This is a genomic window from Armatimonadota bacterium (assembly GCA_029907255.1).
In the GTDB taxonomy this organism is placed as follows: Bacteria; Armatimonadota; UBA5829; order DTJY01; family DTJY01; genus JAIMAU01.
In genome coordinates, this window is record JARYMF010000010.1 from 58155 (window position 1) to 82213 (window position 24059).

Annotated in this window: 14 protein-coding genes; 6 read left to right on the top strand and 8 right to left on the bottom strand. The window is 46.5% G+C overall.

Going from position 1 to position 24059, the window contains the following annotated elements; all coding sequences use genetic code 11:
* Window positions 1–12: 12 nt before the first annotated feature.
* The 6 genes from QHH26_10295 to QHH26_10320 form a co-directional block, all read right to left on the bottom strand.
* Complete coding sequence (locus QHH26_10295) at window positions 13–1698, bottom strand: tetratricopeptide repeat protein (GenBank protein MDH7482346.1); 1686 nt, start codon at window positions 1696–1698, stop codon at window positions 13–15.
* A gap of 182 nt (window positions 1699–1880) precedes the next feature.
* The gene (locus QHH26_10300) at window positions 1881–3932 is read right to left on the bottom strand and encodes a tetratricopeptide repeat protein (protein ID MDH7482347.1); all 2052 of its coding nucleotides are present in this window, start codon (window positions 3930–3932) and stop codon (window positions 1881–1883) included.
* A gap of 165 nt (window positions 3933–4097) precedes the next feature.
* Window positions 4098–6140: a tetratricopeptide repeat protein gene (locus tag QHH26_10305; GenBank protein ID MDH7482348.1), complete on the bottom strand. Its 2043-nt coding sequence runs from the start codon at window positions 6138–6140 to the stop codon at window positions 4098–4100.
* Window positions 6141–6220: 80 nt separating this feature from the next.
* Window positions 6221–8068: a tetratricopeptide repeat protein gene (locus tag QHH26_10310; GenBank protein MDH7482349.1), complete on the bottom strand. Its 1848-nt coding sequence runs from the start codon at window positions 8066–8068 to the stop codon at window positions 6221–6223.
* 40 nt (window positions 8069–8108) lie between these two features.
* Window positions 8109–10127 (bottom strand): tetratricopeptide repeat protein, encoded by a 2019-nt coding sequence (locus QHH26_10315; GenBank protein MDH7482350.1) that lies wholly within the window; start codon window positions 10125–10127, stop codon window positions 8109–8111.
* Window positions 10128–10138: 11 nt separating this feature from the next.
* Window positions 10139–12166, bottom strand: a complete 2028-nt coding sequence (locus QHH26_10320) for a tetratricopeptide repeat protein (protein MDH7482351.1) — start codon at window positions 12164–12166, stop codon at window positions 10139–10141.
* 195 nt (window positions 12167–12361) lie between these two features.
* Here QHH26_10320 and QHH26_10325 point away from each other — a divergent pair, with 195 nt between their 5' ends.
* From QHH26_10325 to QHH26_10345, 5 genes are all read left to right on the top strand, one after another.
* A complete protein-coding gene (locus QHH26_10325; protein MDH7482352.1) occupies window positions 12362–13750 on the top strand; it encodes a glucose-6-phosphate isomerase in 1389 nt (462 codons plus the stop codon).
* Between the two features lie 149 nt (window positions 13751–13899).
* Window positions 13900–15456, top strand: coding sequence for an L-glutamate gamma-semialdehyde dehydrogenase (gene pruA, locus QHH26_10330; protein MDH7482353.1), 1557 nt, complete (start codon window positions 13900–13902; stop codon window positions 15454–15456).
* 193 nt (window positions 15457–15649) lie between these two features.
* A complete protein-coding gene (locus QHH26_10335) occupies window positions 15650–15979 on the top strand; it encodes an RNA-binding protein (protein ID MDH7482354.1) in 330 nt (109 codons plus the stop codon).
* A gap of 250 nt (window positions 15980–16229) precedes the next feature.
* The gene (locus QHH26_10340) at window positions 16230–17825 is read left to right on the top strand and encodes a hypothetical protein (GenBank protein ID MDH7482355.1); all 1596 of its coding nucleotides are present in this window, start codon (window positions 16230–16232) and stop codon (window positions 17823–17825) included.
* 118 nt (window positions 17826–17943) lie between these two features.
* Window positions 17944–18906: a radical SAM protein gene (locus QHH26_10345; GenBank protein ID MDH7482356.1), complete on the top strand. Its 963-nt coding sequence runs from the start codon at window positions 17944–17946 to the stop codon at window positions 18904–18906.
* Window positions 18907–18929: 23 nt separating this feature from the next.
* Here QHH26_10345 and QHH26_10350 read toward each other — a convergent pair whose 3' ends face one another.
* Window positions 18930–20543: a hypothetical protein gene (locus QHH26_10350; GenBank protein ID MDH7482357.1), complete on the bottom strand. Its 1614-nt coding sequence runs from the start codon at window positions 20541–20543 to the stop codon at window positions 18930–18932.
* Between the two features lie 130 nt (window positions 20544–20673).
* On the opposite strand from QHH26_10350, the gene QHH26_10355 reads away from it, so the two are divergent.
* The gene (locus QHH26_10355; protein ID MDH7482358.1) at window positions 20674–22386 is read left to right on the top strand and encodes a glycosyl hydrolase family 28-related protein; all 1713 of its coding nucleotides are present in this window, start codon (window positions 20674–20676) and stop codon (window positions 22384–22386) included.
* 34 nt (window positions 22387–22420) lie between these two features.
* Here the strand turns inward: QHH26_10355 and QHH26_10360 are convergent, their stop codons facing one another.
* On the bottom strand, window positions 22421–24046 hold the full coding sequence (locus tag QHH26_10360) for a beta-N-acetylglucosaminidase domain-containing protein (GenBank protein MDH7482359.1): 1626 nt from the start codon (window positions 24044–24046) through the stop codon (window positions 22421–22423).
* Window positions 24047–24059: the final 13 nt, after the last annotated feature.

The window sequence follows — 24059 nt, forward strand, 5'->3', positions numbered from 1 at the left end:
GTAATTTGCCAATCAATTGTATGGTTTTTTAATATCTTTTTGTACACCAGGCTCATGCATTTTAGCAGACAGCGCTTTGAGTAAACTCTGGGACGGCCGCCCACCATTTTGGCGGCACAGAGCAATTTCCCTCCATGCTTCTGCATAGTTTCCATTAAGATAAAATACTTCGGCAAGGTTTTCATGAATGTCTGGAAGATGCGGATTAATCCTAATAGCTTTCCTAAAGCAATTGATAGCGTCGGCATACATTCCTTTTTGAGCAAGCGCCACGGCAAGGTTGTTCTGAAGCATTGGATCATTAGGCCGAACCCGCACAGCCGCCTTGTATTCCCTCAAAGCTTCTTCCACCTTCCTTTGCTTAAGGAAGATATTCCCAAGATTCACATGGGCTCGCGCCTGATTGGGCTCAACTCGCAACGAAGCACGATAGAATAAGACAGCTTCGTCTAAACGTCCCGCCTCTTCAAGTGCCGCACCAAGATTATTGTATGTGAAATAATTGCCTTTCGTCACCCTCAATGCATGCTGGAATAGCCTAACCCCATCATGCCAATAGCAAACCTGAACCCATGTGCAAACAGCAAAAACTGCCAGCGAAATAACAGATGCAGCCGGTAAAATGGTTTGCGGGCGAATTTGGCTTCTGCCATTTGCCACTGACATCCGATTATTATCGCAAAAACATCCAACCAAGTCGGGCACGCCCCATGCAATCATTATGAAAAGACCAATAAGTGGGATATATGTAAACCGGTCAGCCATGGCATGGGCGCCGAACTTCACGATACCGGACACAGGTATAAGCGTGCCAGTGTACCAGAACCACCCAACGGCGATGTATGGGTGCCGACGAAAACTGAGACACGCCAAAAGTGTTATGCACAATAGTGCCAATCCTGCACCTATCAATTGCAAAGTAGGAATTGTCGCGCCGGGATGCGGATAAAAAACAGCCAAGTCCCTTGGCCAGAACATTTTCACAACGTAAACAACATACGACACCATGGCATTTGCTATTCTAACGCCAAGCGAGAATTCTGCCCGCACATCAAGCGCTTCTCCCTTCCCTTGGGCGACGTATGCAATAGCACTTGCAACCGCTGAAAGCAGAAAAAGAGGAATTTTTTCAACCACAAGGTTTGAAGATAAAGCACTTGCCTGGGTTTGACGGCCAGCAAGGCCTGTACCTTTCTCTTTTGGAGGGATGTTCGAACGAAAAATCCGTCCAATTGGCCAATAATCAAGCAGAAGGAGCACAAAGGGAAGAGTCACTACCATCGGCTTCGACATCAGGCCAAGGGCAAAGAAAACAACAACGAGAGCATATCTGCCAAATTTGGGAATTTTGACATATTCAACGTAAGCCAATACTGTAAGTAAGAAGAAAAATGTGCTTAGAACATCCTTTCTCTCCGCAATCCACGCTACCGACTCCACATGAAGCGGATGGATGCCAAAAAGAGCAGCAACCAATGCACTTCTCCAGATTGAAAGGGTTGCGGTTTTGAGCACCAAAAAGAGCAAAATTGTATTTAGAATGTGAAAAAGCAGATTAGTAAGGTGGTATCCGAAAGGGTTCAACCCCCAGATATCATAATCCAACATGTAGGAAAGCCAGACTAATGGATGCCAAAAGCATTGGTCGAAGGTCGTGAAAGCCCACTTGATATTCTCGAGCGTTAATCCTGCTTTCACATGGTTGTTCTGCGTCACATAGACAACATCGTCGCAGTTTATAAATTTGGCGCCCAGTATTGGGAGAAATGCTACTGCTGTGAGTACTAAAAGAAAAAGCGCAATTATAAAATTAAGCCGGTGATTTGACTGCTTTCCCATGAGAAATACAGAAAAGAAATGCTTTTTCAAAAAAACAAAAACTATTGCTTTGGTATTTTGTGCGAAAGCGCTTTAATGAAATCAGGATTTGGCTTGATTCCATATTTCTGGGCTAGCTCCACTTCCTTTAAAGCAGACGCATAATCGCCCTTTTCGAAAAGTACCACTGCAAGGTTATTGTGTGCCTCGGCGAGGTCGGGCTTTATGTAGATTGCCTTCCGATACGCGCTTTCCGCCTCATCCAATTTGCCCTTGCGTTTATACATTAGCCCCAAACAATAATAAACATTTGGGTCGCTCGGATTCATTTTCGATAATTTCAGGAAATGCGATATTGCTTCGTCAAGCTTCCCTTGGCGCGCTAGAACCAACGCAAGATTGTACCTTGCCACGGCGAAATCTGGGTCTAAATGCAAAGCCATTGAGTAGCGCATGACGGCGGCATCAAGCATTCCTAAACGCTCAACCACAGCGCCTAAATTATTCTGCGCCTCAGCGGAGTTTGGATGGTCTGCAGCTATATCGCTGTATACATCCATAGCCTCAACGTACCTGCCTGCCTGCACCAGGGCTTCTCCTAATTTATCACGGGCGTACTCATAACTCGGATTCAGTTTTATAGCCTCCATGAACTGAACTACCGCATCATTGTACCTGCCCATTTCCATAAAGCTATATCCCATATTAGCTGGGCCCTCGGCGGTAATTGGCGGAACTGGATATGGGACAAGCGAAACAAGGGCGGATGGCACAACGCATAGAGCAGCCGTGGTTAACACTTTCGAATTTCTTGAACAAAATGAATCTATAATGCGAACTACGCCAAAGCCAGCCAAAACCGCCAAAGCAGGCACGGCTGGCGCTCTATACCTGGAAGATACAAAGAAAACCAGCATGCCAACAAACACACTAAGAGCATAAATTGCAAGCAATCCTGCTTCCTTTATACCTTCTCGGCATGAGAAAACATAGCCGAGCACGCCCAAACCAAAAATCACCCAAAAAGGAATAAAAAGAGCTCGGAGCGCTGGCACGAACTTCCGCTCAAGGTAAAAATTATAATTACACGGCGCTTCCCTGTTGTGGACAGACCAAATGACTTTTTTCCCGATGAGGCAGATATATGCTGCTGGGTGCTCACGGATGAAACTCAATCCACGTCCGAGCCAGTAAGCTGAGGACTCGGATGCAGTCACCTTCCTCTTGAGCGCTTTTGCTGCCAGCGCCATCTCTTCTTTTTGCTGCTCCATAATAGAAGTTGTTAATCCTGACGGAATAGCGCAAATTCCCATGGCCTCTGGGTTATTCCCATGCCAGAAAGTCATGCCGTAATTTGTTGAAATAGGTACAAATTCCCCACTTACCGCATAGTTCCGAACCGTTACTGGCAATATAGCAAGTGAAATCCCTGCAAGCAACGGGATGAATACTATTGAAAAACTACGATGCTTATTTAAATAGAGCCAAACTAAAGCAAATACGATAAAGATAAATATAACAGGCCGACATATCGCAGATAATCCCAGCAAAATTCCAACGACAAGAAATTTAAAAGGCGAGGGCTGGTCAAGGGCTAACAGAAGAAGGAAAATTGATAACAAACTTAGAGTTATTCCGAGGGTCTCGCTTAGAAGCTTGGACTCCAAATACGCGACTGGTGCATAGAAAAGAAGTAACATCATTGACACAATGCCAGCCCAATGGCCAAATAATCTTCTCCCGAGCAGGTAGACAAGCATAATATTGAAGACGCCCAAAATTGCCTGAAAAATATAGACCACTACCAGCTTGTGACCGACGACTCCGTAAATCATCGCAAGCAAATAAGGATACAGCGGCGCAAGGTAGAATGGCAACTGCCCATAGCCTTTCCCTGCGGTGATTCTCTGCGCCCAGGCGTCGTAATATGCCGAGTCACCCACCAACACAGAGTAATACGGAATGTGAGCCTTATATTGAATAAGATAGATAACTCGAAAGGTTACTGCCACTACCAGTACCAAGGCAATCGCAAGCCACTCTTGGCGGCTGAGCTTTCCTGTGGCGGGCTTGGAATTCGCACGTAGAACTTTCTTTCGCTTTGTGGCAGGCATTCGTGGCAAAACCCTCCACGAAGGTTGTTAACGTTAGTCAACTAGAGCAGTGTAATTGATAAACACCCATGGTGTCAAACGAGACTAACCCTGGCGTCTTCCATTTAACCTGCAGGGGATCAAATGATTTGAGGATAATATTTCTGAATATCTCTGGCGGTGCAATTACTCACTCTCAGGCTTTGGCATTTTCTGTGATAGCGCCTGAATAAAATCTGAGTTTGGCTCCATGCCATACTTTCTTGCAAGAATGACCTCGCGCCATGCTTTGGCATAATCCCCACTTCTAAAATAAGCCACAGCCAAATTGTTGTGTGCCTCTGCTAGGTCAGGTTTGAGCCTAATCACTTCGAGGTATTCGCAAATCGCATCTTTGGCCCTGCCAGCTTGATAAAGAACATTGCCAAGCGACAAGCGAATTTTTGGGTCTTCCGGCTCCAAAGCAACAGCAGCCGAGTAATGTTCGATTGCCTCATCAAACTTACCTTTCTGAGCTAGCGAATCGGCAAGCAGAACGTGCGCGATTGCAAAGTTAGGTGCAATCCTCACAGCCTCATAAAACTCCATGATAGCCTCGTCCTCATTGCCCTGCTGTTTAAGCGCCATCCCAAGGTTCTTATGTGCCATAACATCCCTGGGATTTACAGCAAGCACCTGTCTAAACTCCTCAATCGCCTCGTCAAGCTTCCCCTGCCTGGCAAGGGCAATTCCTAGGTTATTTCGCACATATGTATAGTCAGGTTTCATATCCAGTGCTCGCTCAAATTGCGAGATTGCCTCATCAAGCTTGCCTACGGCCAGGTAGCTAACACCAAGATTTCCTGGACCTTCAGGCGTTACAGCAGGGATTGGGTAAGGAACAAGAGACAGCGCCAAGATTGGAACCACGCAACCAACCAGCCGCACTAACACACCAATGTCTCGCTCCCGAGCAGCTTTCAGCGCTTGGACAACCCCAAACCCGGCAAATATCGCCAGTGCCGGTACTGCTGGAGCTCTGTATCTAGAACTAACCGAAAAGATGACCAGGCTAAGGAATATGGAAACCACATAAAGGGCAACTAGGTTTGTCTCTCGAGGCATGCCTTTTAAAAGCCCTCGAAGGAAACCAAAGAGTGCTAAGCCGGCAAGCAAAGGAAATGGCAAAACTAAAAAACGCAGTATGGGTATAATTTCTTGCTCAAGGTAAAAGTTATAGCTACATCTTGATTCCCTATTGTGGAGAGACCAAACCACCTTGCGCACTAGAAGCCATACAAATTCACCAGGGTGGTCGCGAATAAACTTAATACCTTGCCCAAACCAATATGCAGCAGATTCAGACTGCTTCACTGGATGGCCGAGAGCTTTAGCCGCAAGAGCCATCTCTTCTTCGCGCTGGGCACCTATCGAACCGCTGAACCCCGGAAGCGGCGCAGAAACGCCGTTTGCATACTCGTTATTTCCCTGAGCAAAGACGATGCCTCCATTTGACGAAATCAAGACAAAGTCATTACCAACAAAGTAGTTTCGCATGGTGACCGGCAATATCGCTAATACGACTCCAAGCACCATTGGAAGAACACTTTTTGCTAAGGAACCTGTTTCCCGCTGTGATAGGAATACCCACCCGATAAATATGACAGCAGTTAAAAGTGCGTTCGCTCTGCACACCGCACTCAAGCCTAGTAGGATTCCACAAACAAGGAATTTTGGTACACTTTGCCGCTCAAGCGCGATCAGCAATAAAAGAATGGACCCAAGGTTCAGCGCTACCGAAAGCGTCTCGGTCATAATCTTTGGTTCAAGATAGATTAGAGGTCCGTAAAAGAGCATGAAGATAACCGCGAAAATTCCCGAAGTATGCCCCACAAGCTTTCGTGCAATCAAGTAGACCATGAATGTATTAAGGACTCCCAGGATCATTTGAAAAACATAAACCAAAGCTAGGTTGTGGCCGAAAACCCTGTATACCAGCGCAAGCACATATGGGTAGAGCGGCGCCATATAGAAAGGCATTGGACCAAATCCCTTTCCACTCGCCACCCTTTGCGCCCAGACATCATAATAGTAGGAGTCCACAATCACTTGGCTAAAATATGGCGCATTAGCTTTGTATTGGAGAAAATAAACAATCCTGAGAAGGATTGCCAAGAAAAGAACAACTCCAAGGGCGAGGTTCATCTTCCGCCGTTCAGTAGACATCTTCTTTATGTTCTTATTCACCATGCACTTTCCAGAAAGCACTTTTGAAACCACGCTAGCGTGCGGTCAAAATTGCAAACCTGGCATTAATGCCAACCATGCCTTTACTCGGGCTCCGGCATCATGCTCGTGAGTGCCCGGATAAAAGAAGGATCACATGTTCCACCATTTTCATGACAAAGGCGGACTTCGCGCCATGCACCTGAGTAATCACCTGTAACAAAGAGCGCAACCGCCAGGTTATTGTGTGCCTCAGCGTTGAACGGGTTAAGGCGAAGTGACTTGGCAAAACTTGGTATGGCTTCGGCGAATTTTTGCTGTCGAGCAAGCGCCATCCCAAGCCCGAAATAGGCAGACCAATCGCTTGGATTGATACTAATAGCTTTCTTGTACTCTGCCTCAGCTTCCCGAAGCCTACCTTGCCGAAGAAATGCTTCCCCAAGATTCTTATGGGCAACCGCAAAACCAGGCTTCATTTTGAGAGCTTCTCTAAACTGCTGGATTGCCTTATCGATTTGTCCGTTTATCAGATAACTCACTCCAAGGTCCACGGGCGCCTCAGGTGTCACATGCGGGATTGGATAGGGCACGAGCGATGGGAGAAAAGCGCCAACCAAACAGCATAGTGCAATTGCAAACACCGTTATGCTGCGTTCGCGCCAATAATTCACCATTTCTGCAAGCCCATAGCCAGCGAAAATTCCTAGAAAAGGCACGGCAGGAAGGCGGTAACGAGACGTGACAAAGAAAGCTAAAAGCACAATAAACGTGGAAAGCACATACAACGAGACAAGCATGGCTTCTTTTTTGGCTTTCTCCGCAAGAGACCGCAAAAAACCAAAGAAACCCAGCCCAAAAATGAGTGCAAAAGGCACAGGCAACCATCGCAGAAATGGAACAAGCTGCTTCTCAAGATACAAGTTATAGCTACATGGAGATTCTTGATTGTGGAGGGACCAAATCAACCTACGACCAGTAAGCTTGGCAAACAAGAGCGGCTTTTCCCAAATAAACCTTAGCCCCTGTTTAAGCCAATATGCCGATGCCTCTGAAGGTTTAAGTTGCCGACCAAGCCTTCTACTCGCTATTGCTATCTCCTCAGCCTGCTGGTCCATTATCGAGCCAGTAAAGCCCGGCAGAACCACCATGCATGCCCCATCTGCTTGCGCATTATTTCCTTGAGCGAATGTAACTCCTACGTTCGTTGAGATGAGAGCAAAGTCTTTGCCTATGAACTGATTGCGCCCCGCGACAAAGAGTAACGGAACCATAAGCCCAATAAGCACCCAAGCGGCAGCACTTTGCCTTTTCTCGACCCGCGACCACCAAAGCCAGCCAAGCACCAAAATTGCCGTGAGAAGCGCGGTTGGCCTGCAGACCGCAGTCAATCCTAGAGCAAAGCCAACTACCAAGTACTTCCAAGCGGCAGGTTTATCCACCGCTTTTAGCAAAATTAGTACAGATGCTAGGCTCAGGGTAATAGCTAAAGTCTCGCTCAGTATTTTGGCCTCGAAAAACATCAGGGGTGCATAAAGAGTAAGGATAATAATAGCAAGCAAGCCTGAGATATGGCCGAATAGCCGACGCCCTATCAAATAAACAAGCGCCAAATTCAATACACCAAGCACTGCTTGGAAAGCGTAAACAACAGTAAAATTTCGACCAACGCCCATATAGATTAATGCGAGAAAATACGGGTAAAGCGGTGCAAGATAGAAAGGCTTTGAGCCATATCCTATTCCTCTTGCTATCCTTTGCGCCCAATCATCATAATACTGTGAGTCCACTATTAAGCCAGAGTAATATGGAACGTTAGCCTTGTATTGAACAAGATAGGCAACTCGGAGCAGTGCACACGCCAGGAGCACGATACATAAAGCTATAACTTGCCTGTTAGCAACAGGTACGCTACTTGAAACGGCCTCTTTCTTCTTGCGCTTCTTACTCGGCATAGCAACCCTCATGTCACATTCAGCAAATTAACACTTCAACTTAATTAGGTGCGACTGATGTCTCATGATTAGCTTTAGATTTTCTGTATTCGGTGTTAATTATCCTTACAAGCTCTGGATTTGGAGCATAGCCATATTTACGGCAGAGTTCAATTTCGTGCAAGGCCTCAGCATACTTTCCATGCACAGCTAGAATCACTGCAAGGCCATAGTGTGCCTCCGCCATTTGCGGCTGAATGGAAATTGCACGATGCAGATGCTTTTCCGCACTGCGGAAGTCACGCTTCTGAATAAGCAATAAGCCTAGGTTGCACAAGACATCCGCGTCCCAAGGGTTGAGGCGCAAAGCTTCTTTATAGTGGGCGACGGCATCATCAAAACGACCAATTTCGGAGAGTAGGAGCGCCAAATTGTAGTGAGCCTCCGCATAGTTTGGATTCGCGGCGATTGATTTTTGATATTCTTCAATTGCCTCGTTGATTTTCCCTTTGCTAGCAAGAATAGAAGCAAGGTTGTTGTGTGCTTCGGCAAAGTCAGGCTTTATCTGAACAGCGGCAATGTAATGTTCGACCGCCTCATCAATATTGCCAACCTTCTTCAGCGCACGCCCAAGATTTAAATGTGCAAACGGATATCGAGGTTCGATTTCTAGCGCTCTTGAGTACCAAATAATTGCATCATCAACCCGATTCATGCATTCATACGCAAGCCCTAGGTTATTGCATGCCAATGCATTTTTGGACGTAACCGCAATTGCACGCTTGAATAATTTGATATTATCATGCCAGTAACCAACTTGTATCCAGGTGCACAAAGCAAAAGCTGCTATGCAGGCGCTGGCAGTGAATATAAGAATAGGCGACCTCTTATTTTCGCTTTCATTGCTTGCCTCATCCAACCATGCTCTACATATTAAATCCGGCAACCCCCAAGCAGTCATTATGAAAAGACCAATAAGCGGCACATATGTGAATCTATCTGCCATGGAAAACATGCCAACTTGCACAAAGCCAATCACTGGCACCAATGTGCCAAGATACCAGAGCCATCCAACGGTCATGTAAGGCATTCTTTTAGAAGACCTCAAGGCAAACACAGAGACTAATAACAGAATGACACCCGCCGTAATAGCCTGCCAAATTGGAAGGTTATGGCCAGGATGTGGATAGAATGCAGAAAGATTTCGTGGCCAAATCATCTTCCATATGTAACCCACGTAGGAAACAACAGCATTCCCAAAACGGATGCCAAATGGAAATCCACCGCTCAGCGCATTGTTCGATTCCTGCATCACGTATGCTAAAACCGAAAATACTGCTGAAAGGATAAATAAAGGTATTTTTTCAATCACTAGTTGCGAGACTGGTGTCTCCTTGTCCTCTGAAGAACTAGTCGGTTGCGGCAACCGAACAAAGGCAGTGCGCCGGAGTGGCCACCAGTCAAGGAGTAGGAGGAGAAATGGAAGCGTAACAAGCATTGGCTTGGACATCAAACCAAGGATAAAGAATACAATTATGGGTAAGTAAGTCCTAACACGCGGAGAATGAACATATCGCAAATATGCCAAGAATGTAAGCATCCAGAATAAAGTGCTCAGAAGATCCTTTCTCTCAGCCACCCATGCTACCGATTCCACATGAAGTGGGTGAATGGCAAACAATCCCGCGACAAAAGCACTTCGCCAGGCTGATTTCGTAGCTTTTGACAGGAAGCTAAATAGCAACAAGGTGTTGAATATGTGTAGCAATAGGTTTGTAAGGTGAAAACCCCTCGGCGACGAGCCTTGAAGCTTGACATCCACCATATAGGAAAGCCAAACGATGGGATGCCAAAATCCAGCATAGTTTGTCGTTAATGCCCATTTAATGTCATCAAGAGTCGGTGGATGCTGGAGGCGGGGATTCTCCACGATATAGGCTTGGTCATCAAAAACAAAGCCGTGGCCCTGCACTTGCCAAAAGGCAGCGATTGTCAAAATAACAAGAAGCAAGCCAAGTATTATATTGACACGCCGAAATTTAGGACTTTCTTTAATTTCAACTTGTGGTTCTCGAGACATGCAAAACGCCTTCAAGGCTTGAGAAGTTTAGCCTCAAGGAGCTTAACCAAATTTGGATTAGGAGTGCCGCCATACTTTCGGCACAACATAACCTCTCGCCATGCATTTGAATACTTGCCCTGCAAATAAAGGACAAGGGCAAGACCCTCATGTGGCTCAGGTCGGTTAGGCTCAATCTCTAAGAGTTTATTGTAACATACTTCTGCCTCTTTGAGCCTGCCCAGCTTCGACAAAGTCGTTCCCAAAGCATTCCATGCGCCTGAGTGATTGGGTTTCAACTGCACAGCTTTCCCAAATTGGGCAACTGCCTCCTTAAGTTTCCCCTGGTCTAAAAGAGCAAGCCCCAATCTATAGTAGTCCTCTGCTGTCATTGCAGAACCGCCAGCTAGATTTCTAAGCAATCTTTTAAGGTTCCTATTCGCGGCAGCGTATGTGGGGTCAAGTTGAATGGCCTTTTCAAACTCATCTTTTGCGTCGCTGAAGTTGCCCATCTTAGCAAGGACAACCCCCAAATTATTGTGCACGATTGCAGATTTTGGATTTATTTTCAACGCAAGCATGTACTGTTCAAAAGCTTCTTGAAGCCTTCCTTTTGCTTCAAGGCTTATGCCCAGATTGATATAGGCGTCAAAATATCTAGGAGCTATCTCCAAAGCCTTTTGATAAAAAGGTATTGCCTGGTCGTGTCTCTCTTTTTTTGCAAGCGCCAGCCCTAGCGCATTGAAGGCAAAGTAGTTTCTATGTGATATCTGGAGCGCTCGGCTAAATAGCGTGATGTTATCGCGCCAGTAACCAATTTGGATAAGAGTTGAAATTGTGAAAGCAATGAGGCATAAGCCTCCTGTGATTGGGAGGACACTGTAACGAGGAAAAGCATGAAGCGGAAGCTTTTCGTTTCTGTTCTCTGCCAATTTCCCATTTGCATTCGCAAATTTAACCAATTTAGGAACTCCCCATGCAACCACCACAAATATTCCTATTAATGGTATGTATGTGTATCTATCCGCCATCGCCTGTCCGCCCACTTGGATAATGCCGATGACTGGAATAAGCGTTAACAAATACCAAAGCCACCCGAACGCCAAGTAAGGATGTCTTCTTGCCATTCGGAAAGCAAATGCCGTTATGGCAATTATAAGCAATCCCGACAGAACGCCTTTCCAAACCAGCTGTTTTAGCTCAGGGTATGGGTAGTATATAGCCAAGCGAGCAGGCCAGAACATATGGAATAAATAGCCAACATACGATACGAATGCGTTAAGAACGCTACTTGGGAGCGAGGAAACATTAAGGGCAGACATCGCCCCACCCGATTTTTGCGCGACAAACGTCACAACACTAGAGGCCAGTGCCAATATAAACAATGGAATTTTCTCGATTAACAAGCCTCTAATTTTGCTTGGAAAACAATTTAACGAAGAACTACTAATAAACCCCATGCGCCCAATAGGCCAAAAATCCAAAAGAAGGAGCACAAGCGGAAGCGTTACAAGCATCGGTTTGGACATGAGGCCTAGCGCATATAGCACAATCATCGAAATGTACGTCCACATCGTGGGAGATTTCACATACCTAGCGTACGCCAAAAGAGTAAGCATGAAAAATAAAGTACTCAAGACATCTTTTCTTTCAGCTATCCATATGACTGACTCCAATCGAAGCGGGTGTACGGCAAACAGTGCGGCAACGAAAGCACTTCTCCACACATATCCAGTTAGCCGTACCAACAAAACGAATAAAAAGAAAGCATTCGCCGAATGAATTAACAAATTGGACAGCCGATGCCCCCAAGGCTTCAAGCCATAAATACTGCAATCAACCATGTGCGCTATCCAAGTAAGAGGATGCCAATTAGCAGCATACATTGACTTAAAAGACCAAACTAACCCATTGACGGTAAGCCCCTGGCGGACATGGAAATTTTGGAGCAGATACTGTTCATCATCATAGACAAATTGGTTGTAAAGGGCTGGGGAAAAGATGGCAAAAGTTCCTATTATAATAATAAGACCAATTTTGAAAATTAGGCGTTCATTCATTCGACAACCAAGCTTTCAAGTCTAGCAAAGAGAATTTTCGTAAGGGAAAAGAAAATCTTTCAAAGCTTAATCATTTTGACTTCCCTTTGCTACAGTATAGTATCCTAACGAAGGAAGTCAACCAAAATATGTTGAATATCTGAGCGTTGGCACAGTCTTCGACTTATCCTAAAAACTATAATTAGTGGTGATGGAATGGAAAACACAATAACCGTAGACATTGGTCACTTAATCAATGCACAAGATACTACAAATTTCCTCTCCGAATCCGAAATACGCAACCTCGCTGAAAATAACGCTTCCGCCTTTGAAGAAGTACGGACATCGCTGCAAGACTATTCTCTTCCAATCAGTCGAGCCTGGACCTCGGGCTCCACGATTCAAGAGACGAAACTGGTTGCCCAAGAATTAAGAGAGAAGTATCAGAACATACTTCTGATTGGCATCGGCGGCTCAACCCTCGGATTCAGGTCAACGCTTCAATTCCTAAAAGGGCCTTTCTACAATCTCATTGGCTCGCCTCGCATGTTCGTGCTCGACAATGTGGACGCCGTTTTGGCAGAACAGCTGGCTGATTTACTTGATTTTAGAAAGACAGCCTTGGTGTATATAAGTAAATCAGGCTCCACGCCCGAACCTGCTGCAAATTTCTTGTATTTCTATAAAAGGTATAAGGACGCTGGCGGGAATCCCTCCGATATAGTCATCATTTGCGACAAAAAAGACAACGGAATCAATCACATAGCGCAGGAACTCGGGTGCCATCTATTGCATATTCCAGGTGACCTTCCCGGCAGATATAGTGTACTTTCACCAGCGGGCCTCCTACCCGCTGAACTCGTAGGCATTGACTCCGATGGCCTGGTAAAAGGTGCAACAAAAATACATGAGGCAATAGTTGGCAAAGACAACATTGAAAATGCAATTCTAATGTTAGGGTCAGCCCTTGCGGCACTTGCAGACAAAGGTAAGAAAATTCATGTTTTATTTAACTACGGCAATGTGCTTTCGGAATTTGGGCTGTGGTTTGAACAACTTTGGGCAGAAAGCCTGGGCAAAGAGACTTCAATAACAGGGGAAGTTGTTCATTCAGGTACAACTCCTTTTGCGGCGCTTGGTGCAACAGACCAACATTCCGTTCTACAATTGTTCAAAGAGGGGCCGAACGACAAAGTCTACGGCTTCGTCACCATTGATTCATGGCCCGCCTCCACCAAACTGACAAATGAATTCCCTTCTGAAGTCGAGTATGCCTATTTCGGGGGCCACACGCTCAGCGATTTGCTCAAAGTAGAGCAGCTTTCAACCGAGATGAGCCTTGTAAAAGCTGGCCGGCCTTGTTACCGACTGATACTCCGCGACATCTCCGAACCAACCATTGGCGGCCTATTCTATTTCATGGAGACGCTAACCATATTCGTAGCAAAGCTCTGGCATGTCAATCCATTTAATCAACCGGGCGTAGAGGAAGGCAAAAACATGACTTACGCCCTTATGGGACGGGCGGACTTTGCATCAAAGCGGCAGGAATATGAAAAAGCGTTGGAAACATTCATGAATCAAAGTTACCCATTGACATTGTAGTTTCGGATTCGCAAAGGAGGAACAAAGCTCATCCGTAGTGAAAACCAATAAGGGAGCAGAAGTCCGGCCCCAAAAACCGACAGGAGGTCAGATGCCGGACTTCTTTTTTGAATACAATAACCTATTTAGTAGTGTTAGAGGGGGTACCAATGAAACGACCCGAGTTTAGAAACGAAGCATTCCAAGACTTCTCGAACCCTGAGACTCGCGAGAAAATGCAAAAAGCGATTGCAGAGGTAGAAAAAACATTTGGCCGTGAATATGACTTAGTAATCGGCGGCAAGCATCTTAAAGCTAAAGACCAATTCGCCTCACACAATCCATCCAATCCCGACGAAGTGCTTGGCCTTTTTCAACTAGGCACGCCAGAAATTGGCATTAAAGCAATTGAGGCGGCGCTAAAGGCATTCGAGACATGGCGGTTCACTCCGGCAGAAAAAAGAGCAGAATTTTGTTTCCGCCTGGCCGACAAACTTCGCCAAAAGAGAAACATGTTCGCCGCTTGGCTCATTCTTGAGGTCGGAAAATCATGGGTTGAAGCAGATGCCGACATTGCAGAAGCCATTGACTTAGTCGAATTTTATGGCCATGAGGCGTTAAGATATGGTGAACCTCAGCCAGTGACCCCTTATCCTGGCGAGGTACCCAGCCTCCGCTACATTCCGCTCGGCGTTGGGGTTGTAATACCACCATGGAACTTTCCTGTCGCAATAATGGCAGGTATGACGACAGCAGCCTTTGCCGCAGGAAACACAGTAGTACTAAAACCATCAAGTCAAGCTCCGGGCTGTGCAACCAAATTCGTGGAGTTATTGGAAGAGCTGGACCTACCGCCAGGGGTAGTGAATCTCGTCACTGGTCCCGGTGGAAAACTAGGTGAAGCGCTTGTGGCGCACCCGAAAACCAGGTTCATCTCATTCACCGGTTCAAAGGAAGTTGGCCTTAGGATAAACGAACTTGCTGCCAGGCACCAACCTGGACAGATATGGATTAAACGCGTAGTTGCCGAGATGGGAGGAAAGAATGCCATCATCGTTGACAGCGAGGCAAACCTAGCTTCGGCTATCGAGGGTGTAACGGTTTCCGCATACGGCTATCAGGGTCAAAAATGCTCCGCGTGCTCACGTGCCATCGTGCTAAAGGAAGTATATGACGACTTTGTAGAAGGCCTTGTTGAGCGCGTGAAAAAAATTACCGTAGGCGACGTCAGAAATCCTGATAATTACATGGGGCCAGTAATCAGCTTGGATGCCATGTCTACAATACTTGACTACATTGAGATTGGCAATCGTGAGGGGAAACTAATACTCGGTGGCAAGAAAATTGAGGAGCTGCCCGGCTACTTTATTGAACCCACGATTTTTGAGGGAGTCGACCGAAACGCCGTTATAGCCCAAGAAGAAATATTTGGCCCAGTGCTTGCAATTATCAAAGCCAAGAATTTCGACGATGCTCTCGATATCGCAAATTGCACAGAATATGGACTCACTGGGTCTGTTTATTCGACTAACAGAAAGAAATTGGAGAAGGCAGCCGATTTGTTCCACGTAGGGAATCTTTACTTCAATCGGAAGTCAACAGGCGCAATGGTTGGAGCACATCCCTTCGGTGGATTCAATATGTCCGGCACAGATTCAAAAGCCGGGGGACGTGACTATTTGCTTTTGTTCAGCCAGGCAAAGAGCATATCTGAGAAGATAGCCTAAAAATTAGTTGATATTTCGAAATTTATAGGGTATAATGTTTAAGGCAAGCATGTATTGAGCCTCGTGTGTGTTTGATTCGTGCTGCGAACTGTTCTTTCTCTCGGGATCGTTCGGCTGCAATGAATTAGCCCCGTGGCTAAAAAGCTTGCTGATTTCAATACGCGGGACAACGGTCCCAGAAAGAGGAGAGCAGTTGGCAGTAAAGTCACTGTATGTAGGCAATTTGTCCTACCAAACCACAGAAGAGGAGCTTGGAAGCCTCTTCGAGCCGTGGGGTCCAGTTAGCGATGTAAGAATCGTTGCTGGACGCGGATTCGGATTCGTAGACATCCCTGAGGAAAACGCTGGGGATGCAATCGAGCAGACAAACGGCAAAGAATACCAGGGCCGGACGCTCACCGTAAACGAGGCTAGGCCGAGAGAGAGCCGAGGCGGTGGGTACGGCGGTGGTCGTGGCGGCTTCGGTGGTGGAAACCGAGGCGGCGACCGTGGCCGAGGGCGCGAGCGCCGAGAGCGCTGGTAAGCCTATTATAGCTTAGTCTGATTCCGAGAAAAAGGGAAGGGTTTGAAAACCTTCCCTTTTTCACTTTTAGGCCGCCGATGGTACCGTGCAATTTAACTTGCCAAATGCGCAAGCTAACCAGTAAAAATAACAGTTGACACATTCCAAACTGAAGCTATACTGTAATTGGTTGCTTCCCCATTCCTGCAGGCTTTTATTGCCTATTATCTCCCCCGGGATTAACCATTTTAAATTTTTAGGAGGCACTAAAATGAACCGAATTTTCCCAGCACTGCTCGTTACATTAGGGATTCTTGCGTTTATACTTCCATCAACTGCTAGCGTGCCGACAATGATTTCGTATCAGGGCAAGTTGACCGATGCCGCGGGCAACCCATTGAACGGCACCTACAACCTTTCCTTCGCAATATACAACGACGCCACTGCAGGCTCTTTGCTTTGGACAGAGACTCAAAACGGCGTGCAAGTAAGCCAGGGGTTATTTAACGTCCTCTTGGGGTCAGTCAATCCCCTCCCCGATAGCGCTTTCACAGGACTGACGTGGCTTCAAACCTCAGTAGAAGGGAATATTCTGACACCAAGGGTCAGAATTGTCAGCGCCGGATATGCGTTGCGTTCAAAAAAAGCCGAGGAAGTAACACCTCCGTTAATCCTCTCGGGAGCAATTGATTCTCCCAATTCCCTTATTTCTGCCACAAACTCCGGAACAGGAGCAGCTGGCAGCTTCCGGTCGGATGGAGGCTATGGTTTGGTAGTTACAACAACCGCAAAAAGCGGCGCCTGCGCGTATTTCGGCGTGGACAACGCAACAAGTAGTGCAACGTCGCTACAAGCAGCAAACGTAGCACTGGGAAAGGCAGGGGATTTTAGCATTTATAATTCTTCAAATAGTTCACCAGCAATATATGCCTATACTAATGGACTAGGACCAGCTTTAAGAGCCCAAGCTACCGGAAGCGGATTTGCAGGCGAATTGTTGGGTTCTGCATATGTAACCGGAAATCTAGGAGTAGGTACGAGTAACCCAACATCTAGGCTTGATATTGCTGGCACAGCACAGATGACGGGTTTCAAGCTCACTACAGGAGCAACAAACGGATATGTGCTTAAGTGTGACGGAATGGGCAACGGCACGTGGCAAGCAGATGGCTTAAATCTTCCATTTTCAACAATATTTTCCAGCAGCTCCACGCTATTCTGGCTCAGAAACAGCGGCACGGGAGGAGTGATATATGCCAACAGCCAAGGTGCCGGAGACGCAATATACGCCTTGTCTTCTGGAACTGGTTCAGCAGGAAGTTTTTCAATAAACAGCGCCAGCAACTCAAATGCTTTGTTTGCGTCTACGAATGGAAGCGGGCACGCAGTGAGTGCTATTAATACAGGCACAGGGAATGCAGGCAACTTCCAGATTAATAACACCAGTAGCTCTTCAAATGCCTTGTACGTAACTACAAACGGCAGCGGTGATGCAATTTACGCATTCTCAGCATCAGGTAGAGCCGGGTATTTCAACGGCGATGTGTACGTCGCAGGAGACCTAACCTTCCCTACCGGCAAGCCTAGTGTGCCTATAGCTTATGGAATCGTCAATTCAGACGGAACGTTGCAGGCGGGCACCTCAGGCGTAAGCAGCACCTGGGATTCTGCAAACCAAGAGTATAGAATCACTATCCCCGGCGGGTACAGCACCCTAACCCACGTTGCAGTTGCAAACGTTGTGGGGTTAACAGGGCCCAGATTTGCCATGGTCAGCTCGGTCTCAAGCAAGCTAGTAGTGACCATCTTTAACTTGTCTGGTGTAAAATCCCAAGGAATTTTCAATTTCGTTGTTTATAAACCTTAGCTGAAAACAGGATTGAAGCTGAATATATTTACTCTTTGGGCCCATTCTTGTTTTTCTTGCATTTTATTCTTCTTCGGTGTATTATAGGGCTAGTTCACCAAATAAACGCGAGGAAAAGATGGAAGGCATTCTTGTCGCTACTTACCGTTGCAACGCACGGTGTCACATGTGCAATACCTGGCAATTTCCAACAAGCCCCGAACAGGAAATGGATCCAAAGTACTATGAACGGTTCCCCAGACTTAAGTTCTTGAATATCACAGGGGGCGAACCATTTCTTCGCGAAGACCTTGAAGAGATTGTAAACATTGTTAAGCCAAAATGTGACCGAATCTGCATAAGCACAAATGGCTACTTCACAGATAGGATTGTTGCTCTTGCTAAAAAGTTCAAAGGAGACATTGGCATACGTATCAGCATCGAAGGCCTGCCTGCGGCGAACGACGAACTTCGCGGTATCAAAGATGGCTTTGACCATGGCTTGCGCACGCTCTTGCAACTTAAGCGCATGGGAATGAAAGATATCGGCTTTGGAATCACCGTTTCCGACCGAAATGCTAAGGATTTATTAGAGCTTTACGAGCTGGCAAAGCATCTTAAAGTGGAGTTTGCCACTGCGATTGTTCATAATTCCTATTACTTCCACAAATTTGACAACGAGATTACAAAAAAAGAAGAAATAACGGAATCCTTCACCGAACTGATTCGCGAGCTTTTTAAGACCAAAAGACTGAAAAATTGGTACAGAGCTTACTTCAATCACGGCATCATAAACTATGTAAACGGCGGCAAGCGCCTATTGCCTTGCAATATGGGCACAGACGTCTTTCTCTGCGAGCCTTGGGGCGATATTAAGCCTTGCAACGTGCTTGATGAGGTCATGGGCAATATTAAGGAGCAAACCTTCGAGGAGATATGGGCGAGCCCACGAGCAGAAGAAGTTCGCAAGATGGCACGCAATTGTCGGAAACGATGCTGGATGATAGGAAGCGTCGCCCCAGAGATTAAAAAACGAAAATGGTACGTCCTAAAATGGATACTCAAGAATAAATGGAACTATAAGCCTTGTTTTGATGATTAATAAAAGCACTCGAATACAGGTCGCTAAAACCGCCATACAGGCCAGCCGTGCCTTGCAATAGCATCATCCACCTCACGGCTCGGAACCAAATATAGAACCAGCAAACGATAGCCTCCATGGAGAGGTATCTCCAACATTCTTGAGCCAGCCGGAATAGACTTCAACGTTTCTCCGCCATGGAGTATTCGACGGAAGAAATGAGGAATGTATTCACGCGCTGTTTCACCTGGCCCAATAAGAAGCGGATGGTTGATAACAAGATTAACTCTACGCTTTAACATATAATCCACAGTAGCCAACCTTTGGTGGCCTGGATAGTCCCCAATTACCGTTCCATACCTCGCCACCCAGCGGTCATTAATCCCAAGCATATCGAGCGACTGCAACTCAGAGTAGTATGGAATTGCACCTGCAGGCGTAACACCAATTAACACCTTAGAGCCCTTTGGGAAAGCCTCGCGGAGTGCTAAGCCCATCTCAATCCAACCAGGCTGTCCATCCTTGCCAATAACGTATTCGTATTGTTCGGGTATCGTGCTAATTCCATTCTCGTTCAAACCCGTCTGATAGAAAGTTCGGCCGACAGTCATATATTGCAAAGAGCCAAACAAAACCAAAGCAACAAGCGCTACCTGAACCGCCTTATTCTTTATGAACACACATGAAACCCAGACAATCAGCACGAATATGAACGGCATCACAGGCACAATAAAGCGAAACTCCATAAAATCTCCGCCAACCTTCACAACATACGCTAGCCAGACAAGCGTCCCGACAGCCAGAACCGCCAGGCGTGAGTTCATGCTTTTTACTGCCGCGATTACCAAGAGAGGAAAGACAAATAGCCAATATGATGAGAAAAACGCATATACATATTTAAGTCCGCGAATAGGCGAAGTGATAGAAGATGCCTTTGCATAGAACGTATTCGGCAAAACTTCGCCATAATAACCAATCTTCCAAAACACCCATGCGCCTATAATCACAACAATTGGACCTATCAGCGCAAAAAGCAAAGCTGCTTTCCTGTTACTCTTCTCGCGTAAAATAAGGTAACCGCTAACCCCAAGCCAAACGGCCATAGGAAGCGCCGAGTCGGGCCTCGTAAGAACTGCCAGAGCGGAGATAAGCGATAGGAATAACGTGCGCCCAACATTGAACGACCCTTGTTTCATCGAACCTACAACAAGATATGCTGCGATTACAAAAAAGGCGGTCTGCATTTGCGTCTCAAGACCGCCAGTAGCATAACAGCTGAACGAATAGTTCGTGCCAAGCAAAACAAGAGTGAGTATACCAAGCCAGTGTGACTCCAGAAGCGAAACTGCCAACTTATAGGTGAACGCTAACGTGAGAGCAAAAAAGGCCATCCCCATAAAGAATGAGAAAGCGACAGGATCATGTTTCAGATAATGTGGAATCGCCATCGCCAGCGTCCACAGGAAGTTTGTGTAACCTTCCAGCCGCTCACCACAATTCCAAACCAAGCCATTGCCTTCTGCTAAATTACGCGCATAGCGGAAGGATATAAAGGCGTCATCCTGAATAAACCTGTTTGCCCAAGCGAAAAACAACAGGGCAACAAAAACAACAAACAGCACACATCGAAAATCGATTTCTGATAGACGTTTAAACATTCTTCCCAACATAGCCGCTTGTATCAATTCTCTGCTCCAAGCTTAGATACCTCCCAAAGTTGCCCACTGTAAGCAATATCCACTATAATGGCTAGAAACCTACGAATTAACTTCAAATAAAGAGGTAAATATGAAGGTGCTTGTTCTGTGTCTTGCAACATTTTCAATCATAGCATCAACCGTGCATGCTCAGCAAAGTTCACCATCAAATACCCTCAATGTTCGGGACTTTGGAGCGAAAGGTGACGGAGTTACCGATGATACTCCCGCATTCGAAGCAGCGCTCAAAGCCGCCGGCGAAAACGGCGCAACTGTCTTTGTCCCCATTGGCAACTATCTAATAAAATCGCACATCAGAATACCAAACAATACAACGCTCGAAGGCGTATGGAAGATTCCCACAGCATTCAGTCAACACAAAGGAAGCACTTTGCTTGCAGTTGAGGGCGAGAATTCAGAAGATGGACCAGCATTTATCACCCTCGGCGCCAACTCAACAATCAAAGGAATTACGGTTTTCTATCCAAACCAGAAGCCAGACTCCATCAAGAAATATCCATGGTGTATTTCCTGCGCTGGTGGAGACAATCCCTCTATCATTGACTGTCTCCTAGTAAATCCATACCAAGGTGTGGACTTTGGCACGAATCCATCTGGTCGGCATTATATACGCGGCTTATATGGCCAACCTCTTAGGCGAGGTATTTTCGTTGACAAATGTTATGACATTGGCCGAATCGAAAACGTCCACTTCTGGCCCTTCTGGAACTGGGACGAAACCACCGGCATCAGAGAATGGATGACAAAAAATAGCGAGGCATTTATTTTTGCCCGCACAGATTGGGAATATGTGTTCAATACTTTTTGTTTCGGCTATGGTATTGGCTACCGATTTATCAGCAAAGAAAACGGGCCAATGAACGGCAACCTGCTTGGAATTGGCGCAGACGCATGCAACATCGCCGTCCTCGTGGAACAAACTCAGCCGCCAGGACTACTCATCACAAATGGCGAATTTGTTAGCTTCCTAGGCGAAAAGCCAACAGAAGTTGTGGTAAAAGCCTCACATACTGGCGTTGTATCGTTCCAAAACTGTTCATTTTGGGGACCGGCGCACCAAATCGCTAGAATTGCAGGCACGGGCACCATCTCGTTCAATAACTGCAACTTCTGCCAATGGGATGCCGAGGGTAAGAATATCCCAGCGATAGAAACCTTTGGCGGCAATTTGCTCGTAAATGGCTGTAACTTTATGTCAAAAGGACGGCAAGTTGCACTTCGCGGTCAAACAAAGTCAGCTGTAATCACAGCAAACCGCATGGCTGGCCAAGAAGCCATCGCCAATCCTGCAAAGGCGAACCTTCAATGCGGATTGAATGCCGCAGAAATCCCGCCGGCCAGGCCGAAGGAGGAACGCGGGGCAATCGTCATTGATGACACGGACTCCCCGCCAGCAGTCTCGTTCTCAGGCAAGTGGTACATGACGCCAAACACTGAGAGCCAGCAAATCGGTTACTATCTCGGCACTCGCTGGGCGTGGAAAGGCACGGGAGACTCAAAAGCTGTCTTCAGACCGAACATCCCCAAAACAGGAAGCTATGCCGTCTATGCGTGGTTTGGACCCGACCCAATCTCCGATCATGCCTCAAACGCACCTGTGGAGATTCGCTCAGCAGATGGATTGTATAAAACAACTGTCAACCTTCGCCAAATGAAAGGTGAATGGTTCAAGCTCGGAACTTTCCGCTTTGAAAAGGGAAGTAAAGGATTGGTAGAGTTCAGTAATGATGCTGATGGGAACGTTCTGGCAGATGCAGTCAAATTTGTCCCCGTCAAGCAATAGAGAGAAATACTTCACGCCCATTGATGGTGGATAACTAATCTAATGGAACCAGCTCAGCTTCAGCAACCATAAACCAAGGTGGCATGCCTAAAGTACCCTGATTCTCAATCATTTGGATGCTAAGCATATTTCCATCAGTTTTTAGGGCTGAGGCAGGAACACCGAACTCCTTTGTCTCAAAGTTAGTCGTCGAAAAGTTGGCAGGCCCCTGATATATCACATAATCATTGAGTCGGATGCAAACTTTGCCATTGACGCCCAAATCATCATTTCTCGCCATAAGTTTAAGCCTTGCTCCTCCTTTGGGCACCGTTTCAAGCCACAATTCAGTATGCATCTCGTCTTTGCCAGTTTGTTTCGCATATACATAATTGACTTGATAGCCAAATTTCAGCCAGCCGAAGAGGGAAGCCGCCCCTCCTTCAAAATCGAGCCCGGTTGCCTTTAGCGGCGAGGAAATACGACGGTTAGCCACCATCTTTTCCAGCAAAGCAATGTCCTGCTCCACTGTATCGCGAACATCCTCCCACAAATTTTTCAGAGAAGGCTGGGCTAAAAAGGCAGCTCTTAATGCGCGATACTTAGGCAATTGTTTCCATGCCTGTTCGCGGTCGCCCAATGGCGGCTGTGGCGGCCAATTCTTCTCGCCCCAAAAAGAACACCCATACAGCTCGACCAACAGGCGAATTGCGCGTTGTTGTTCCAGCGGATAGCTTTTTATTAGCTTCTCCATAGCTGCCCAGGGGTCGTAGTGCTCCGGGTCATTAAGATAGGCAGCGGTAGTAGCCAATGGTATTGTTGAGGCATACCATTGCTTCATTGGGTTGGCGATATAGCCTGAGACTACGCCCGCAAGGTCAGCAGAACGATTCTTTAGTGGAGAAAGGAGCGGCCGCCAAGGGAACATATCATTCACCGGATAGTTATCCCAAACAAATGGTTTTCTGCGAATCCACTTCGCCACCAGTCTGGCATCGTCAGCAGTGATTGAGGACGAACAGCATTGGGGGCCAGTCCAAAACATCATTACTTCGCTATCAATCCCCTTCCCAATCGCCTCAACATAATCCATATGTCGCTCCATATCAGCTGTAAGGTAGGCACTGGGGCAAAATATTAGCTTTGGACGAGGCTTGAGTTCCTTCATGCTATTCCAGAGGCGATTGACGAAATATACTTGAGCTGCGGCAAGGCTACCGAACTTGGCTTTGTCCTCTGGCTGAAGTTCACGGTTTATGTCATCCAGGCATAGGGCAAACCATCGCACTCCGGCAGCATGCATAGTTTTTACTTTGTTGAGTGCTATCTCAAAGTCAGAATCGCTCGAATATACTAGCGGTGGTTTGCTCCAAATGCCAGGGTTGAAGGAGAGGCATACATCCACTCCCAGCTTGCGCCCTTCTTCGGCTAATTTCCCTATCGCCTTTTGTTCATCGGGTGTATACTGGGAGCGCCAGCGCATTCCACTAGCGGGGAACGAGGAATAACAAATCATAAGAAAATTTAGATTATGCTCAGCAAGCCAGGGAAGTGCCAGTTGGTACTTCTCTATTCCTTCCCACCACAGACCCTTTATGCCCCGAATTTTGAACTGCTCGGCATCCAGAGTCGGAACGGTGGAAGCAAACAAAAGCAGCATAATTAGTACTTTAATCTTCATTGCGTTGTTCCCC

Coding starts and splice junctions, on each gene's coding strand:
- QHH26_10300 (MDH7482347.1), bottom strand. CDS start 3,932: ATGCCTGCCACAAAGCGAAAGAAAGTTCTACGTGCGAATTCCAAGCCC.
- QHH26_10305 (MDH7482348.1), bottom strand. CDS start 6,140: ATGGTGAATAAGAACATAAAGAAGATGTCTACTGAACGGCGGAAGATG.
- QHH26_10310 (MDH7482349.1), bottom strand. CDS start 8,068: ATGCCGAGTAAGAAGCGCAAGAAGAAAGAGGCCGTTTCAAGTAGCGTA.
- QHH26_10315 (MDH7482350.1), bottom strand. CDS start 10,127: ATGTCTCGAGAACCACAAGTTGAAATTAAAGAAAGTCCTAAATTTCGG.
- QHH26_10320 (MDH7482351.1), bottom strand. CDS start 12,166: ATGAATGAACGCCTAATTTTCAAAATTGGTCTTATTATTATAATAGGA.
- QHH26_10325 (MDH7482352.1), top strand. CDS start 12,362: ATGGAAAACACAATAACCGTAGACATTGGTCACTTAATCAATGCACAA.
- pruA (MDH7482353.1), top strand. CDS start 13,900: ATGAAACGACCCGAGTTTAGAAACGAAGCATTCCAAGACTTCTCGAAC.
- QHH26_10340 (MDH7482355.1), top strand. CDS start 16,230: ATGAACCGAATTTTCCCAGCACTGCTCGTTACATTAGGGATTCTTGCG.
- QHH26_10345 (MDH7482356.1), top strand. CDS start 17,944: ATGGAAGGCATTCTTGTCGCTACTTACCGTTGCAACGCACGGTGTCAC.
- QHH26_10350 (MDH7482357.1), bottom strand. CDS start 20,543: ATGTTTAAACGTCTATCAGAAATCGATTTTCGATGTGTGCTGTTTGTT.
- QHH26_10355 (MDH7482358.1), top strand. CDS start 20,674: ATGAAGGTGCTTGTTCTGTGTCTTGCAACATTTTCAATCATAGCATCA.
- QHH26_10360 (MDH7482359.1), bottom strand. CDS start 24,046: ATGAAGATTAAAGTACTAATTATGCTGCTTTTGTTTGCTTCCACCGTT.